Genomic DNA, 16433 nt, shown 5'->3' with positions numbered 1-16433 from the left:
CGGGACAGCCTCCAGGGCAGGAAGGCGCGGACCCTACCCCCCACCCCCCTCCCGCTCCAAGGGCTTTCACGCCGGAGGGTCGTCCGGGGAAGGACCTCCCGGGACGGGCGCCACGACAGCCGGGGATGCCACGACAGCCGCCTCCTCCTTCAGGCGCTCCAGCGTGGTGCGAGCGGCTGCCTGCTCGGCCTCCTTCTTGTTCCGGCCGGTGGCGCGGGCGTACACGGACTCCCCGATACACACCTCCACCTCGAACACCTTGGCGTGCTCCGGGCCCGTCTCCGCGACCACGCGGTAGCGCGGCGACAGCTTGAGCTTCTCGTGGGCCAGCTCCTGGAGGAGCGTCTTGTAGTCCAGGCGGCCCGCGCCGGAGGCCACCTCCTCCACCAGCTCCCCGAAGACGCGGTCCACCAGGGCCAGCGCCGGCTCCAGTCCGCCGCTCAGGTAGACGGCGCCCAGCACCGCCTCCAGCGCGTCCGCGAGCAGCGAGTTCTTGTCGCGGCCTCCGGACTGGGACTCGCCCCGGCCCAAGAGGAGCAGCTCGCCCAGGCGCAGGCTCCGGGCCACGCGGGCCAGACCCTCCTCGTGGACGATGCGGGCGCGCATCTTGGTGAGCTCACCCTCGGGGACGCCGGGGCAGCGGTCCATCAGCCGGTGGCTCACGGCCAGGTCCACCACGGCGTCGCCCAGGAACTCCAGGCGCTGGTTGTCCTTGAGGTGCTGGTCGCGGTTCTCGTTGACGTACGTCTTGTGCGTCAGCGCCTCCAGGGCCAGGTCGCGCTTGGAGAACTGCACGCCCAGGCGGGCCTCCAGGGCCTGCACCCGCTCGGCCAGGGTCATCTTCTCCACGCGGCTCACTCCTGGGGTGCGTCCGGGCCCACGAGTCGCACGGCCTCGGGAGCGACCTTCAACAGCTCCGCCACCAACTGTACGACGCCGGGGAACTCATCCAGTTCGAAGCGCCCCGCCCACACCTTGCCCTGGGTGCCCGCCAGCAGGCCCCGGAAGGTGCGCCCGGCGATGCGCGCGGCCGCGAAGCGGTAGGCCTTGCCCTCCACCTGCAGCTGCGCGAGCAACTCCAGGCTGCTGCGCGGCGGCACCAGCGACTGCGGGCCGAACTTCTCCACGATCTCCACGAAGCGCACCGGCTCCGCGCCGGACGTCGCCTGCGGCGCGCGCGCCACGGGCTCGCCGAGCAGCGCGGACAGGTAGCCCGTCAGCGCGGCCTTCTCGCGGAACTCCGACAGCTCGATGACGTGCCCGGCGGCGGTGACCAGCTCCTCCCGCCCGCGGATGGCCTGCGCGATGCGGAAGTTGCCCTGCCGGTCCGCCACCAGCTTCACCGCGAGCTGGCCCTCCTTCACGTCCGTGGACAGCACCAGCGACTGCGGATCCACGTCCGCGGGCAGGCCCAAGAGCTGCAGCTCCTCCGAGCGGCGCTGCAGGTGGAAGACGTGGTCGCTGAAGGTGTCCAGGAGGAGCGCCTGCATCTCCTCCGCCGCGTCGATGGCGGACAGGAGGATGGGCGCCATGCCCACCACGGCTGGCGGCGAGATGGGGATGAGCCGGTCCCCCATCCCCTGGAAGGTGATCTCGGTGATGAAGTCCTTGGTGATGGGATTCACCAGGGACGCGGCTTCCAGGTCCAGCACCACTTCGACGCCGGACGGCTCCTCACGGACCAGGAGCCCCAGCTCTCGCAGCCGAGCAGTATCCATTACGCGCCTTTGAAGGTCTCGCGAGCGATGATGGTCCGCTGGATCTCGCTCGTGCCTTCGCCAATCTCACAGAGCTTGGCGTCGCGCAGGTAGCGCTCCACGGGGAACTCGCGCGTGTAGCCGTAGCCGCCGTGGATCTGCACGGCCTTGTTGCACCCGCGCATGGCCGCTTCCGACGCGAAGAGCTTCGCCATGGAGGCCTCCTCCGAGTACGGCTGCCCCGCGTCCGCGAGCCGCGCCGCGCGGTGCACCAAGAGGCGCGCCGCCTCCAGCTCCGTCTTCATGTCCGCCATCATCCAGCGCAGGCCCTGGAACTCGCCAATGGGCTGACCGAACGCGGTGCGGTCCTTGGAGTACGCCACCGACTCCTCCAGCGCCCCGCGCAGGAGGCCCACCGACAGCGCGCCGATGGTGATGCGGCCCTTGTCGAGGATCTTCAGCGTGTCGATGAAGCCGCGGTCGACCTCGCCCACGATGGCGTCGTCACCGACCTCCACGTTCTCGAGGATCAGCTCGGCCGTGTCCGACGAGCGCATGCCCAGCTTCCCGTGGATGGCGCGCTGGCTGAAGCCGGGGATGCCCTTCTCCAGCACGAAGGCGGTGATGCCCTTCTGGCGCTTCTCCGGCGAGGTGAGCGCCAGCACCACGAACACGTCACCCACCGTGCCCTGGGTGATGAACATCTTCGCGCCGTTGAGCACCCACTTGTTGCCCTTCCTCACGGCGGTGGTGCGCATGCCGGACGCGTCCGAACCGGATCCCGGCTCGGTGAGGCCCCACGCGCCCAGCCACTCACCGGAGGCGAGCTTGGGCAGGTAGCGCTGGTGCTGCGCCTTGTTGCCGAACACGCGCACGTGGCTGGTGCCCAGGCCGTTGTGGCTGGCCACCGTGAGCGCGAGCGAGCCGTCGTAGCGGGCGATCTCCTCCACTGCCACCGCCACGGCGAGCGAGTCCATGGCCGCTCCGCCGTACTCCTCGGAGACGAGCATGCCCAGCACGCCCAGCTGCCCCAGCTCCTTCACCACCTCCATGGGGAACTTCTCGTCCTTGTCCCACTCGCGCGCGTACGGCTTCACGCGGCGTTCGCAGAATTCACGGAGGGAGGCCTGCAGGGCGCGGTGGCTTTCAGGAAGTTCGAAGTCCATGGTCGGGTGCGGAATCTAGAGCGTGAATGACGGGTGGGGAACTTCAGACGGGGTGGACGCCGTGCTTCTTCTCCGCACGGGGCTGGAACCGGTCCGCATACAGTGAATAACGCTGCATCAATTCCCCGCGCAGGGAGTCGCCGGGGACCACGGCGTCGATGATGAGCTCGCTGGCCAGCTTGAAGATGTCCACGTCCTCCTTGTACTCGTCGCGGAGCTTCTGGACGAAGGCTGGCCGCTCGGCCTCCGGCAGCTCCTGGATCTTGTTGAAGTAGACGGCGTTCACCGCCGCCTCCGGGCCCATCACGGCGATCATCGCCTGGGGCAGCGCCAGCGTGGCCTCCGGGGCGAAGCCGGGGCCGCTCATGGCGTAGAGGCCGGCGCCGTACGCCTTGCGCACCACCACGCAGATGCGCGGCACGCTGGCCTCCGACACCGCGGAGATCATCTTCGCGCCCGCGCGGATGATGCCCGCGCGCTCCACCTTGGTGCCGATCATGAAGCCCGGCACGTCCGCCAGGTACAGCAGCGGGATGTTGAACGCGTCACACAGCCAGATGAACCGGGCCGCCTTGTCCGCGCTGTCCACGAAGAGCACGCCGCCCTTGTACTTGGGCTGGTTCGCGACGATGCCCACCGGACGGCCGCCAATGCGCGCCAGGCCCGTGATCAGCTCCTGCGCGAAGAGCTTCTTCACCTCGAACCAGCTGCCCTCGTCGATGAGCTCCGCGATGAGGGCGTGCATGTCGAACGGCTTGTTCTGATCCGGCGGGACGATCTCGTCCACGCGCTTGCCGCTGTGCTTGGGCGCCTTCAGTTCGGCCTGCGGCGGGGCCTTGGAGAAGTTCTCCGGGAAGAAGGCCAGGTACCGCTTCGCCGCGGCGATGGCTTCCTGTTCGGTCTTCACCAGCACGTCGCCCACGCCGGACACGGAGCAGTGCATCTTCGCGCCGCCCATCTCCTCCAGGGTGACCTTCTCGCCGATGACCATCTCCGCCATGCGGGGGCTGCCCAGGTACATGGAGGCGTTGCCCTCCACCATGATGACCAGGTCGCAGAACGCGGGGATGTACGCGCCGCCCGCGGCGGACGGGCCGAAGAGCAGGCAGATCTGCGGGACGAAGCCCGACAGGTGGACCTCGTTGTAGAAGATGCGGCCCGCGCCGCGGCGGCCGGGGAACATCTCCACCTGGTCCGTGATGCGCGCGCCCGCGCTGTCCACCAGATAGAGCAGCGGGCATCTGAGCGCCCTCGCCGTCTCCTGGATGCGGAGGATCTTCTCCACCGTGCGCGCGCCCCAGCTGCCCGCCTTCACCGTGGAGTCGTTGGCCATGATGGCCACCGCGCGCCCGTCGATGCGCCCGACGCCGGTGATGACGCCGTCGGAGGGCAGCTCCGGGTCCAGGTTGTTGGCGAGCTTGCCGTCCTCCACGAAGGAGTCCGCGTCCACGAGCAACCGGATGCGCTCGCGCGCGAAGAGCTTGCCCGTCTCCGCGTTCTTCGCGTGGTACTTGGGCGCGCCGCCCTTCTCCACCTGGGAGACCTTCTCGAGCAGTTTCTGATCTGAGGACATGGCCGTCGTCCCATACCAAGAAACCCCTGGCCTGGCTGCCTTCTTGCCAGCCGAAGCACCAGCCGTGCCGTCCACAGGACGACGCATGAGGCCACGGAGGAGCGCTCCGGGGGGGTGTCGCTTGGGGCTTCCCTGCCTACCTTCATGCTGCACGGGGGGTGTGCACCCAGGCGGGCCACGAACCGCCCCGTGAACCGCATCCGGCCCAGGAGGGACCCATGTTCAGAGCGAAGAAGGCGACGTGGCAGGCGAAGGCTTTGGCCAAGAGCAAGCTGTACCGTCAGTTCCTGGCGCACCAGCTGCTGGATCAGCTGCCCGACTACGCGGACAAGGCCGGCAAGGTGGCCCGGAAGTCCTGGGACAACTTCGACCCGGACGACGCGCTGCGCTATGTGGGATTGACGACGTACAAGCCGGCGCGCGCGGGCCTGGGCGGCCTGGGGGCGTTCCTGCTGGGCGCCGCCGCGGGCAGCATCGTGGCCCTGCTGATGGCCCCGAGCCGCGGCACGGAGCTGCGCACCACCGTCAAGGACAAGGCGATGGGCTACATCAACAAGCAGGGCGTGAACATCGGCGGAGAGAAGACCGCGAGCGCCTGAAGTCGAGGTGAGCGGTGCAAGCAGGGGCAGCACGGTCCGCGGGCAACCGCGGGCCTGCCGCCCCTGTCGCTTTCGAAGGGCCTAGCGGCCTTTATAGACAGGGGGACGCTTCTCCGCGAACGCGCGGAGCCCTTCCAGCCGGTCCTCCGTCTTGAGCACCTCCTCGTACTTCTTGAGCTCCAGCGCCAGCGCGTCGTCCAGCTCCAGGCCGGTGCCCTCGTCGATGGCGTGCTTGGCGGTGGCCACGGCCACGGGGGCGTTCTCCACCACGGCCTCCGCGAGCTGGAAGGCGACCTCCAAGAGGTGCCCTTCCGGAGCCAGCCGGTTCACCAGGCCGATGCTGAAGGCCTCCGCCGCGTTCACGCGCCGGGCGGTGAGGATGAGGTCCTTGGCGCGCCCCGGGCCAATGAGCCGCGCGAGCCGCTGGGTGCCGCCGCCGCCGGGGATGATTCCCAGCTTCACCTCCGTGAGGCCCATCTCCGTGGCGGGGGAAGCGACGCGCAGGTCGCACGCCAGGGCCAGCTCCGTGCCGCCGCCGAAGGCCGCGCCGTTGATGGCGGCGATGAAGACGCAGTCGCTCTTCTCAATCGAGCGCAGGGTGACGCGCAGGCCGTTGAGGAAGGCGCGCACCTCGTCCTCCGACATGGTGGTGCGTTCCTTGAGGTCCGCGCCCGCGCAGAAGGCCTTGTCGCCCGCGCCGGTGAGGATGACGGCGCGCACGGCGCGGCCGGAGGACACGCGGGACACGAGCGCGTCCAGCTCCTGGTGCATCGCGCGGCTGATGGCGTTGCGGCGGCTCTCCCCGTCGATGGTCCAGATCTCGATGGCCCCTCGGGCCTCGACCTTGAACTCCGGCATCTTCGCTCCCCGTGACGGGCCGCGCTGGGCGGCCCGCGTGAATGGCGCGCAGCCTGAAACCTGTTCCCCAGTCTGGCAAGCCGTAAACGGATAGGATCCTGCCCATGCCTTCGTGCTCAACAGCGAAACGCCCGTGGCGGTGGCTGCCCGGCCTGCTCACCGTGTCCGCCCTGCTCGTGCTCGCCCTGCCGCTCGTGGCCCTGGCGCGCGGCGGTGGAGGCGAGCACTACACGTCCGGCCGCGACCGCGGGAACGGAGGTGGCGGGGGCGACGGCCTGCCCATCTGGCTGCTCTTCGAGCTGATCCGCTTCCTCTTCCTCTACCCGAAGGTGACCGTCCCGCTGCTGATCATCGGCGGCGTCGCGTACTGGCTCTACAAGCGCAACCTGCACCCGGACGCCACCACCCGGCGCGCGTTGGATCAGCGCGAGGCGGAGGTGCGCACGGAGGTGTCCGGCCGTGACGTGCAGGGCTGGGTGAACGCGCTGAAGCTCAAGGACCCGTCCTTCGAGTTGGAGCCCACGTTGGAGAAGGTGCGCTGGCTCTTCATCGAATTGCAGAAGTCGTGGTTCCGCCGGGACATGACGCCGGTGCGCCCCTTCCTGTCGGACGCGACGTGGCAGCGCTTCAACGTGCAGCTGGCGCTGATGCAGGCGCAGGGCGTGCGCGACGCGCTCGCGGACATGAAGGTGCTGGACGTGCAGCTCATCGGACTGCACCAGACCGAGTGGTACGACAGCATCCACGTGCGCGTGCGCGCGAGCATCCGCGACACGGACGTGCCCGCGGACCAGACGGACGCGCAGGCCATGGCCGCCGCCAGCAAGGTGGCCCCGGAGACGTTCACGGAGGTGTGGACCTTCGTGCGCAAGCCGGGCGCGCAGACGCGCATCGGCGAGGACCTGTTCCAGGGCAAGTGCCCCAACTGCGGCGCGCCCTTCAAGGGCGGCGCGTCCAACACCTGCGAGTTCTGCGACGCGGTGGTGAACTCCGGTAACTACGACTGGACGCTCTCTGAAATCACGCAGGGCGTGGAGCACGTGCGCCACCACAAGCAGGTGGACGGGCTGATGCAGGCGCGCGCGGACGACCCGGCGCTCAACCTGGAGATGCTGGAGGACCGCGCGTCGCTCTTGTTCTGGAAGTGGATCGACGCGCAGAGCCGCAACGAGCCGCAGCGACTGTCCAAGGTCGCCAACGCGGACGCCCTCACGAAGCTGGACGCGGAGCTGGGGCAGCTGGCGAAGCAGGGCCGCCGCCGCGTCTTCCTGGAGTGCGCGGTGGGCGCGGTGGACGTGCGCGCGCTGGAGGTGCACCCGGAGTCCTTCGACGAGGCGCAGGTGGAGATCCGCTGGAGCGCCCGCATGGGCATTGGCCCGGTGAACGAGAAGCCCCCCAGCCTGCCCACGGTGCCGCAGCGCTGGGTCTTCACGCTCTTGCGCCGCCACGGCGCGAAGACGAACACGGACACCGGCATGTCCACGGACCGCTGCCCGCAGTGCAACGCGCCCACCACCAACAGCGCGGCCAACACCTGCGAGTTCTGCGGCACGGTGCTGGGCAACGGCGAGCGCGACTGGGTGCTCGCGTCCGCCCTCCCCTTCGAGTCCTGGAACGTCCAGCACGCGCAGCGCACGTCCCGGAACGCGGCCCGCTACCAGGAGGCCCGCCGGGCCGAGCGCGGCACCGTCCCGCCCCCGCCCGTGGACATGGGCGGACATGGCAATGGCCACGGCCATGACGACGGCGACCGGGTGGTGACGGACGTGAAGGAGCGCGAGCGGCTGCTCTACATGATGGCGTCCATCGCCGCCGCGGACGGTGACGTCTCCAGCGCGGAGCGCCGCCTGCTCAAGCTGTGCGCGGAGCGCTGGAGCGTGTCGTGGGCCAACGTGGAGATGGCCCTCAACGCCGGGCCGCAGCTCTTCGAGCGACTGGTGCCGCGCGGCAGCCCGGAGGCGGAGGTGTTCCTGCGCCACATCGTGGAGATGGCCCTGGTGGACGGCCGCATCGACCGCAAGGAGCGGAAGATGCTGCAGATCGCCGCCCAGCACCTGGGCCTGGAGGAGAAGCTCCCGGCGCTCATCGGGGACCACTGAGTCAGGGGTCCCCTCGGGGGATTCTCAGGTCTGCGCGCGGCGGGTGGCCTTCTTGTCCCGCTCGCCGAGCGCGGCCTGGAGGTACTTGCCCGCGAGCTTCCGGCCGATGAGCTCCTGGGCGATCTCCCCGGCCTCCACCAGCTTGTCCAGGTCGATGCCGGTGTCCACGCCCATGCCGTGCAGCATGAAGACGGCGTCCTCCGACGCCAGGTTGCCCGCGGCGCCCGGCGCGTAGGGACAGCCGCCCAGTCCGCCGATGCTCGCGTCGAACGTGGTGACGCCCGCGGACAGGCCCACCAGCGCGTTGGCCAGCGCGGTGCCTCGCGTGTCGTGCAGGTGCAGCGCCAGCGTGTCCACCGGCATGTGCTGGAGCAGCGCCGCCAAGATCTCTTCCGTCTGCCGGGGCGTGCCCACGCCAATCGTGTCACCCAGGCTCAGCTGGTAGATGCCCGCGTCCACCAGCTGGCGGCAGATGTCCACCACGCGCTCCACCGGGACGTGGCCCTCGTAGGGGCAGCCCCACACGGTGGACAGGTAGCCGCGCACGCGCATCCCGGCCTTGCGGGCGGCGGCCGTCACCTCCTTCGCGCCGGCCAGCGCCTCCGCGATGGTCTTGTTGATGTTCTTCTTGGAGTGGGCCTCCGACGCGGAGATGAACACCGCGGCCTCCTCCAGGCCCGCCGCCTGCGCGCGCTCCAGGCCCTTGAGGTTGGGCACCAGCGCGGAGAAGACGACGCCGGGGCGGCGGCCCACCAGCTTGAGCAATTCCTCCGCGTCCGCCAGCTGGGGGATCCACTTGGGTGACACGAACGACGTCACCTCGATGCGCTTCTCCCCCGCGGCGACCAGGGCGTTGATGAGCCGCGCCTTGTCTCGGGTGGGCAGCGTGCGGAGCTCGTTCTGCAGGCCGTCGCGGGGGCCGACCTCGTACACGTCGACCCGGCGGGGCAGTTGCCCCAGCAGGCCGACCCGCGTTCGCGATGTCTCTTTCGGATCCACTGGACGTGTCCGGGGCTCCGTCACCGGCGCCCGGCTCCCACGATGAGGTCGGTCGACTCGGGTGACACCGGCGCGCCATCCAGGCCGCCGTGCACCCACTGCACCGAAAAGCCCGTGCTTTCCAACAGCCCCTTCAGTTCCGCAAGAGGATAGTAACGAAGCGTGTACGCCGCTCGCAGCACGCGACCGTCAGGCAAGGTGAGCTGACGCTGCCCGACATCCCTTCCACGCGTCGCGTCGAAGCGGCTCTCCTCCTCCAGGAGACTCCCATCCGGTAACCGCTCGCGGAACGACGCGCCCGGACTTCCGGCCAGCCGCTCGTAGGGGACCGTCTGGAACACCAACCGTCCGCCGGGCTTGAGCGCCCGCGCCACCTCGCGCAGCACCTGGACGTGCTCCGCGTCGCTGAAGGCGAAGAGTGTCGAATACCAGGCGTAGGCGCCCCCCAGGGTCGCGTCCTGGAAGGGCAGCGCCCGCAGGTCGCCCCGCACCACGGGGAAGCCGGGGCGGCGCAGGCGCAGGGACAGCGGATCCAGCTCCAGGCCCACCACCCTGCCGGCGAGCGCGCCCTCCGTGTTGAGCCGCGCCGCGTGCCGGCCGTGGCCGCAGCCCAGGTCCACCACCGGGCCCTCCACGTCCGCGAACGCCCGGGACAGGTACTCGGCTTCCCGGGCCGTCACCGCCTCGGAGAGGTACGGCAGCGTGCTGCGCAGGTACAGCTCTCCGAAGAAGTCGCTCACGGCCCGTCAGCGCTTGAGGGCGGGCAGCTTCGCGCGCAGGCGGCGCACGGCTTCATCCAGCACGCCCTCCGTCTTGCAGAAGGCGAAGCGCGCGAAGCGCTGTCCCAGGTGCCGGTGCTCCGGGCCGTAGAAGACGCTGGGCGGGATGCCCGCGACGCCCACCTCCGTCACCAGGTGCCGGCAGAACGCGACGTCGTCCTCGAAGCCGTAGCCGCGGATGTCCGCGAGGATGAAGTAGCTGCCCTCCGGCGAGTACGCCTGGAGCCCCGCCTCGCGCAGGCCCGTGAGCAGCCGCTCGCGCTTGACGGTGTAGAGCGCCGTCAGGTCCTGGAAGTAGCTGTCCGGCAGCCGCAGCGCCACGGCCATGGCGGCCTGGAACGGCGACGCGGTGGCGAAGGTGACGAACTGGTGCGCGCGCTGTACGGCGTCCCGCAGCGGCGGCGGCGCGATGATCCAGCCGATCTTCCACCCCGTCAGGCTGAAGGACTTGCCCGCGCTGCTCACCGTCACCGTGCGGTCCGCGAGCACCGGCACCGTGGCCGCGCGAATGTGCTTCGCGGGGGCGAAGACGATGTGCTCGTAGACTTCGTCCGCCAGCACCTTCACGTCGTGCTCGGCGCAGAGGTTGCCCAGGAACTCCAGCTCCTCGCGGGTGAAGACCTTGCCCGTGGGGTTGTGCGGCGAGTTGAGGATGAGCAGCCGCGTCTTCGGCCCGAAGGCGGCGCGCACCTCCTCCCGGTCGAACCACCAGGTGGCGTGCTCCGCGTCCGGCGGGCGCAGCGGCACGTAGCGCGGCGTGGCGCCCACGAAGGCGATGTTGGCGTCATACGAGTCGTAGTACGGCTCGAAGGCCACCACCTCGTCGCCCGGATCCACCAGGCCCAGGATGACGTCGAGGATGGCCTCCGTCGCGCCGCTGGTGACGGTGACCATCGTGTCCGGGTCCACGGCGTGGTTGTAGAAGCGCTGCGCGTGCTCCGCGATGGCGTTGCGCAGGTCCTTGGCGCCCATGCCGGGGGCGTACTGGTTGACGCCGCCCTGGATGGCCTTCCACGCCGCTTCCTTGATGGCGTCCGGCCCGTCGAAGTCCGGGAAGCCCTGCCCCAGGTTCACGGCCTGGTGCTTCAGGGCCAGCGCGCTGAACTCGGAGAAGACGGTGGTGCCGAAGCGGGAGACGCGCTGCGCGAGCACGGGCCGGGGGGGCATGGGGCAGGCCTCTGAGGCCAGCGCACGTCCACCCCGAACCCCGGGGCGACCGGCTGGCGGTTCAGGGCCGGACGATAGCGTCCGCGGGCACGGAACGCGCGCCCTGTTCCACCGCGCGCTGCCGGGCGGAGCGGGACAGGGCCAGCGCCAGCCCCGTCACCACCATCACCAGGGGCACCGCGCAGATGAGGTCGATGGCGTAGTGGAACCGCCCCGCCAGCGTCGCGAAGATGAGCCCCATGCCCGGGAAGAGCATCACCCAGAAGAAGCGCCGGGCGAACCGGAACGCGTAGAAGAGCACCACCAGCATCACCCCGGTGTGCCCGGACGGGAAGCAGTCCCGGGTGTACATGGGCGTGCGCATCATGGACTCCAAGAGCGGCGTGAGGATCCACCCCTGCGTCGCCGGCCCGTCGAACGCGCCGATGAGAAAGTACCGGGGCCCCACCGCGGGCACCAGCGAGTACGCCGCGTAGTTGAAGCCCAGGAGCAGCCCCAGCCCCAGCAGGTACTCGTCGAAGCCGGGCGTGGCCCCCCTGCCCCGGGCGTACAGGTAGACGCCCAGGAGCAGCGGCCAGATGAAGTGCCCGTAGTAGCAGAGCATCAGCACGTCGTTGGCCCAGGGCGGGACCACGTGCGCCAGCGCCACCGCGGCCTGGAAGCCGAACAGCTTCTGATCCACCGCGACCAGCTGGGCGTCCTTCAGCACCGGGTTCATCCAGTCCACGATGGGACCCAGCCACCCGTGGGCCAGCGCCGACACCGGCAGGAGCCAGAAGTCCGCCACGATGGCGAGGAGCTGCTGGCGCGGGAAGCGCGCCTCCAGCATGCGCATGGCCGGCAGGCCCAGCGCGAAGAAGAGGAAGAGGAGCGCGTTGCGGCCGGAGTGCGGCGCCCAGCGGGCCGGGCCCACGCACATCAGGGCGGCCACCGAGCAGGCCACCATGAGGACGAGGTCCACCTGCCGGAAGCGCACGAGCGCTTCGTTCGACGACGTCACGACGGGCCGCACGCGGCCTTCGCTGAATGACCAGATGCTCACGCCGATTTGCGCTCCCCCGGCGACTCGGCCGGCAGCTCGCCGGCCCCCCCGAGATTGAGGCTCCGCACCACCGCGCCCGACTCCGGCGCCACCGCGGACCGCCGCCCCTTCCACCGCTCCAACAGCGCCAGCATCGCCGGGAAGAACACCGTCGTTCCCAGGAAGGTGCTCACGACCCCCAGTAGGGCAATCTGTCCGATGCTGCGCAAGCCCTGATGGTTCGCCACGAGGAGCGCTCCGTAGCCCGCCGCGTTGGACAGGGTGGCCACCACCGCCGCGAAGCCGGTGTTGCGGACCACCCGGCCCAGCGACCCGGGGCCCTCTTCCTCGTACCGGTGGAACAGGTGCACCGAGTTGTCCACCGCGATGGCCAGCAGGTTGGGCAGCACCACCGCGTTGATGAAGTTGAGCTGGACGTCGAACAGGTACATCCCGCCCGCCAGGCACGTCATGCCCAGGAACAGCGGGCCCGCCACCAGCAGCGCGCGCTTGAAGCTGCGCAGGCTGGCGAGGATGACCAGGAACACCACCGCCGCCGCGGACCAGAGGATGAACGGCCCGTCCATGCGCACCAGCGAGAAGATGCGCGCCGCGATGCGGTTGCTGTCCAGCACCGCCAGGTCGATGCCCTTCGCCTTCGCCCCGGCCACCACCTCATCCAGCTGCCCCGCCCAGCGGTGCAGGTCCTGCGTGTCGTAGTTGGACACGGACGGGAACAGCAGGAGGAACATCCCCTTGCCGTCCAGCGCCTCGAAGCGGCGGCGCGCCTCCACCGGCAGCTCGTCCAGGCCGTAGGGCTTCGCGTCCACCATGGCGCGCAGTTCCTTCACGCGCGGGTCCTCCTGGGCGGACTTCGGCAGCCCGTCGAGCAGCGCCCGGATGCGGCCCAGCTCCACCTCGTGGCCCGCCACGTCGGAGGGCACCAGGTCGCTCAAGGACGCGGTGCGCAGGAACACGGAGTTGGCGCCGTTCTTCGCCTTCACCTGGGCGATGACGGCCTCCACCTCGCGGACCTGCTCCAGCGTGTCCACGGCGAGGATGGCCGGGTTGAGCGGCGAGCCGATCTGCTCCGTGATGTGGTCGTCCAGCCGCGACGCCGGCGAGTCACCCTTCAGGTTGCGCAGGTTGGTCTCGAAGCCCAACCGGGGCGCGATGCCCACCGAGTACGCCGCGAAGCCCACCACCGACAGCGCCACCGCGACGATGACGCCCGTGGGCCAGCGCCGCCACTCCTTCGCCGGAGCGGGGACCGCAACGGGCGCGGAGGCCTGGGCGGTGGAGGCCGCGTCGCGGCGGAACGGGCGGATGCGCTCCGCGATGGCGAGCAGCGACGGGCCCAGCGCGTACGCGGACAGCACCGCCATCAGCACGCCCACGCCCGCGAGCAGGCCGAACTGCTGGAAGGCGTGGAACTGCGCCAGCACCAGCACGAAGAACGCCGCCGCGTTGGTGAAGGCGGACGTGAGCGCCCCGCTGAAGGTGCCGCGCACCGCCGCCGTGAGCGCCTCCTTCACGCCGTGCCGCTCGCGCTCCTCCCAGTAGCGCATGGCCAGGTGGACGCCGTACTCGATGCCCAGGCCGATGAGGATGGCGACGAGGAAGCCCGTCACGATGTTGAGGTGGCCGATGGCGCCCTGCGCGAACGCGAACGTCAGCATCAGCCCCACCATCACCGGCACGCCCACCACCGCCAGCGCGGAGATGCGCCGGGTGGCCAGCAGGATGAGCCCTACGGCAATGAGCGCGGACAAGAGGCCCGCGTTGGACAGGTCGCGGCGCATCACCGCGTCCTCTTCGATGCGGTTCTGGAAGTTGCCCGTCGCCTCCAGCGTCACGCCCGGGTACTTCTCCGCCGCGAGCTGGCGGCCGGTGTCGAACACCGAGGCCACGAAGTTCCGCGCGAACTCCAGGTCCCCCGCCGTCCCCGACGGCTTGATCATCAGGTAGACCTCGGTGCCCTCCTTGTTCGCCAGCGTCTCCGGCAGCGCCGTGGTGTCCGGGGTGTGCTTCTTCGCGATCTCCTCGAAGGTGGGCGGCGCTTCTTCCGTCTCCAGGTCCACGAAGAGGGGGCTGGCGCGCTCCTTCTCGTAGCGGACGCGGGCCTCCAGGTCCTGACGCAGCGAGGCGACCTCCGCCGTGGGCAGCAGAAGCAGGCCGTGGCGGCGGAAGAAGGCCACGTCATAGTGGTGCTCGACGTAGCGGACCGTCGGCAGGGCCTCCAGGCGCTTCTGGAACTCCGTGGCGTAGGCCTTCAGGGCCTCCGGTGCCGCTCCCTTGGCCATGATGACCAGGTAGCCGTCTCCACCCGCCTTCTCTGACACGCGTGTCAGGTCCCGGACCTCCGGGGCACCCTCCGGGAGGAGCTCCACGAACGAGCCCCGGAACTCCAGACGCGAGGCGAAGAAGCCCGCGGCGGCCGTCACCAGGGCGACAGCGAGCAGCACCTGCCAGGGGCGCGACATCGCTGCCTGGATGAAGCCCTCGAACCACCGCTGCCGTCGTGCTTGGGACACCGTCTGCTCCTCTGATACCGGCCGGCAAAGCAATAAGCCGGCCATGATCCAGGCCCCCGGAACAGACGGCCCCTCGCGACCCATTCCCCATGTGAACCCGTGTGTGCCCTGGGTGCTGGAGCATCCACTGGCGAACGAAGGTCCGGGGGCGCGGCGTGCCACCAATGCGGCATGACTGTCAAGGCGCGCCCTGACACGGATGCCCCACACGCGATGCGATGGGACCGTCCCTGCCTTGACAGTGCGGTTTTCCCTCTTTATTGACCCCCTCGCGTCGTCCCCCTGGGTGTTCGCGCGGCCGGGCAATCCGAACCTGGAACGCGCCCTGCACATGGAAAGCGGCTCGGATCACACCCTCCGACGCGTAAGAAAGACCACCATGAGCGACGTGTTCGACAAGTGCCGTACCTGGAAGGACTACCGCATCGCCAAGGCCACGGGTTTGTACCCGTACTTCCGGGCCATCGAGGCGTCGCACGGAGCCACGGAGGTGGAGATCGAGGGGCGGCGGGTCATCATGGTGGGCTCGAACAACTACCTGGGCCTGTCCGCGGATCCGCGCGTGAAGGAAGCGGCCATCAAGGCGACGGAGAAGTTCGGCACCACGTGCTCCGGCTCGCGCCTGCTCAACGGCACTCTGGCGCTGCACGAGGAGCTGGAGGCGCGGCTGGCCAAGTTCCTCAACCGCGAGGCGGCCATCGTCATCTCCACCGGGTTCCAGACGAACCTGGCGCTGGCGTCCATCCTGGGCCGGCACGACATCGTGTTCAGCGACCGCGCGAACCACGCGTCGCTGGTGGACGGCGTGCGCCTGTCGTTCGCGACCGAGCGCAAGTTCCGCCACAACGACATGGAGCACCTGGAGCAGCTGCTCGCCGCGGCGGAGCCGGGCGCCGGGAAGATCATCGTCACGGACGGCGTGTTCTCCATGGAGGGCGACGTCTGCAACCTGCCCCGCATCGTGGAGCTGTCCAAGCAGTACAACGCCCGCGTGATGACGGATGACGCCCACGCCATGGGCGTGCTGGGCGAGCTGGGCCGGGGCACCTCCGAGTACTTCGGCCTGGAGAAGGACGTGGACCTGGTGATGGGCACGTTCTCCAAGAGCTTCGCGTCGCTGGGCGGCGTGCTCGCGGGCCCCTTCGAGGTCATCAACTACATCCGCCACAAGGCGCGCTCGGTCATCTTCTCCGCGTCCATGACGCCCGCGTCCATCGCGGCGGCGCTCAAGGCGACGGAGATCATCGAGGCGGAGCCGCAGCGCCGCGAGCGCCTCTTGGACATCGCGGAGAAGATGCACAACGGCTTCCGCGCCATGGGCTTCGACACGGGCGTGTCGGTGACGCCGGTGGTGCCGGTGCACATTGGCGACCAGGTGAAGTGCTTCCGCTTCTGGCGCGCGCTGCACGAGGCGGGCGTGTTCGCCAACCCCGTCATTCCGCCGGCGGTGGAGGCGGGCCACGCGCTCATCCGCACCAGCTACATGGCCACGCACACGGACGCGCAGCTGGATCAGGTGCTGGACACCTTCGAGAAGATCGGCCGCAAGCTCAACGTCATCCCGGAGACGCGCCCCACGGTGTACGAGCCGGTGAAGATCGCCCGGCCGGGCAGCGCGGTGCGCAGCAACAAGGCGAGCGAGACGTGGGCGGCGGGCAGCGCGGGCCTGCTCGCGGACAAGGGCTTCAGCCTGGAGCAGCTGTCGCGGATGTCTTCGCGGGAGATGGCCGGGAAGTTCTTCGACGCGGTGGAGCAGCTCACCTGGCGCGCGGCGAACCTGCAGCCGGAGGACCTGCGGCGGCTGGGCGGCGCGCCCAAGAAGCTGTGGGAGAAGCGCAGCGAATTGGGCGGCGTGCTGCTGGAGAAGGGCGCGCAGCTCTTCATGCGCAACGGCAGCGACGGTTCCGACGGCAACCCGGCCGAGAGGAACTGAGCCCCACC

General features: G+C 69.9%; 13 protein-coding genes. 3 read left to right on the top strand and 10 right to left on the bottom strand.

All coding sequences use genetic code 11. The annotated features are described in order from the left end of the window. Positions 1–66 precede the first annotated feature (66 nt). From rnc to D7W82_RS07850, 4 genes are read right to left on the bottom strand one after another with little or no spacing between them, the layout of a single operon-like run. The gene (gene rnc, locus D7W82_RS07865) at positions 67–840 is read right to left on the bottom strand and encodes a ribonuclease III (RefSeq protein ID WP_171424725.1); all 774 of its coding nucleotides are present in this window, start codon (positions 838–840) and stop codon (positions 67–69) included. 14 nt (positions 841–854) lie between these two features. Continuing rightward, positions 855–1718, bottom strand: coding sequence for a hypothetical protein (locus D7W82_RS07860; RefSeq protein ID WP_120617733.1), 864 nt, complete (start codon positions 1716–1718; stop codon positions 855–857). Next, positions 1718–2863: an acyl-CoA dehydrogenase family protein gene (locus D7W82_RS07855; protein ID WP_120617732.1), complete on the bottom strand. Its 1146-nt coding sequence runs from the start codon at positions 2861–2863 to the stop codon at positions 1718–1720. The genes D7W82_RS07860 and D7W82_RS07855 overlap by 1 nt, the downstream gene beginning before the upstream one ends. A gap of 43 nt (positions 2864–2906) precedes the next feature. After that, the gene (locus D7W82_RS07850) at positions 2907–4436 is read right to left on the bottom strand and encodes an acyl-CoA carboxylase subunit beta (protein ID WP_120617731.1); all 1530 of its coding nucleotides are present in this window, start codon (positions 4434–4436) and stop codon (positions 2907–2909) included. 218 nt (positions 4437–4654) lie between these two features. Here D7W82_RS07850 and D7W82_RS07845 point away from each other — a divergent pair, with 218 nt between their 5' ends. Continuing rightward, positions 4655–5035 carry a YtxH domain-containing protein gene (locus tag D7W82_RS07845; RefSeq protein WP_120617730.1) on the top strand — a complete coding sequence of 127 codons (381 nt, stop codon included), beginning with the start codon at positions 4655–4657 and terminating at the stop codon, positions 5033–5035. 81 nt (positions 5036–5116) lie between these two features. Here D7W82_RS07845 and D7W82_RS07840 read toward each other — a convergent pair whose 3' ends face one another. Further along, positions 5117–5893 carry an enoyl-CoA hydratase-related protein gene (locus tag D7W82_RS07840; protein ID WP_014397059.1) on the bottom strand — a complete coding sequence of 259 codons (777 nt, stop codon included), beginning with the start codon at positions 5891–5893 and terminating at the stop codon, positions 5117–5119. A 104-nt stretch (positions 5894–5997) separates the two neighbouring features. On the opposite strand from D7W82_RS07840, the gene D7W82_RS07835 reads away from it, so the two are divergent. Further along, on the top strand, positions 5998–7992 hold the full coding sequence (locus D7W82_RS07835; RefSeq protein WP_120617729.1) for a TIM44-like domain-containing protein: 1995 nt from the start codon (positions 5998–6000) through the stop codon (positions 7990–7992). Between the two features lie 24 nt (positions 7993–8016). On the opposite strand, the gene D7W82_RS07830 is transcribed toward D7W82_RS07835, so the two are convergent. The 5 genes from D7W82_RS07830 to D7W82_RS07810 form a co-directional block, all read right to left on the bottom strand. Beyond that, entirely contained in the window at positions 8017–8991 is a 975-nt protein-coding gene (locus D7W82_RS07830; protein ID WP_043321614.1) for a hydroxymethylglutaryl-CoA lyase, read from the bottom strand. A gap of 20 nt (positions 8992–9011) precedes the next feature. Beyond that, complete coding sequence (locus D7W82_RS07825; protein ID WP_120617728.1) at positions 9012–9731, bottom strand: class I SAM-dependent methyltransferase; 720 nt, start codon at positions 9729–9731, stop codon at positions 9012–9014. Between the two features lie 6 nt (positions 9732–9737). Beyond that, positions 9738–10937 (bottom strand): aminotransferase class I/II-fold pyridoxal phosphate-dependent enzyme, encoded by a 1200-nt coding sequence (locus D7W82_RS07820; protein ID WP_120617727.1) that lies wholly within the window; start codon positions 10935–10937, stop codon positions 9738–9740. 61 nt (positions 10938–10998) lie between these two features. Further along, positions 10999–11979, bottom strand: coding sequence for a phosphatase PAP2 family protein (locus D7W82_RS07815; RefSeq protein ID WP_171424724.1), 981 nt, complete (start codon positions 11977–11979; stop codon positions 10999–11001). Further along, positions 11976–14441 carry an RND family transporter gene (locus D7W82_RS07810; protein ID WP_120617726.1) on the bottom strand — a complete coding sequence of 822 codons (2466 nt, stop codon included), beginning with the start codon at positions 14439–14441 and terminating at the stop codon, positions 11976–11978. Before D7W82_RS07810 ends, D7W82_RS07815 begins: the two co-directional genes overlap by 4 nt. A gap of 430 nt (positions 14442–14871) precedes the next feature. On the opposite strand from D7W82_RS07810, the gene D7W82_RS07805 reads away from it, so the two are divergent. Further along, positions 14872–16425: an aminotransferase class I/II-fold pyridoxal phosphate-dependent enzyme gene (locus tag D7W82_RS07805; protein ID WP_120617725.1), complete on the top strand. Its 1554-nt coding sequence runs from the start codon at positions 14872–14874 to the stop codon at positions 16423–16425. Positions 16426–16433: the final 8 nt, after the last annotated feature.

This window comes from Corallococcus sp. CA049B, from assembly GCF_003611685.1.
In the GTDB taxonomy this organism is placed as follows: domain Bacteria; phylum Myxococcota; class Myxococcia; order Myxococcales; family Myxococcaceae; genus Corallococcus; species Corallococcus coralloides.
This window is presented reverse-complemented; position numbering and strand designations above follow the sequence as displayed.

Bases quoted from the DNA above. Each gene is read 5' to 3' on its own strand.
- rnc (WP_171424725.1), bottom strand. From the start codon at position 840: ATGACCCTGGCCGAGCGGGTGCAGGCCCTGGAGGCCCGCCTGGGCGTG.
- D7W82_RS07855 (WP_120617732.1), bottom strand. From the start codon at position 2,863: ATGGACTTCGAACTTCCTGAAAGCCACCGCGCCCTGCAGGCCTCCCTC.
- D7W82_RS07805 (WP_120617725.1), top strand. From the start codon at position 14,872: ATGAGCGACGTGTTCGACAAGTGCCGTACCTGGAAGGACTACCGCATC.
- D7W82_RS07840 (WP_014397059.1), bottom strand. From the start codon at position 5,893: ATGCCGGAGTTCAAGGTCGAGGCCCGAGGGGCCATCGAGATCTGGACC.
- D7W82_RS07835 (WP_120617729.1), top strand. From the start codon at position 5,998: ATGCCTTCGTGCTCAACAGCGAAACGCCCGTGGCGGTGGCTGCCCGGC.
- D7W82_RS07860 (WP_120617733.1), bottom strand. From the start codon at position 1,718: ATGGATACTGCTCGGCTGCGAGAGCTGGGGCTCCTGGTCCGTGAGGAG.
- D7W82_RS07845 (WP_120617730.1), top strand. From the start codon at position 4,655: ATGTTCAGAGCGAAGAAGGCGACGTGGCAGGCGAAGGCTTTGGCCAAG.
- D7W82_RS07820 (WP_120617727.1), bottom strand. From the start codon at position 10,937: ATGCCCCCCCGGCCCGTGCTCGCGCAGCGCGTCTCCCGCTTCGGCACC.
- D7W82_RS07810 (WP_120617726.1), bottom strand. From the start codon at position 14,441: ATGTCGCGCCCCTGGCAGGTGCTGCTCGCTGTCGCCCTGGTGACGGCC.
- D7W82_RS07850 (WP_120617731.1), bottom strand. From the start codon at position 4,436: ATGTCCTCAGATCAGAAACTGCTCGAGAAGGTCTCCCAGGTGGAGAAG.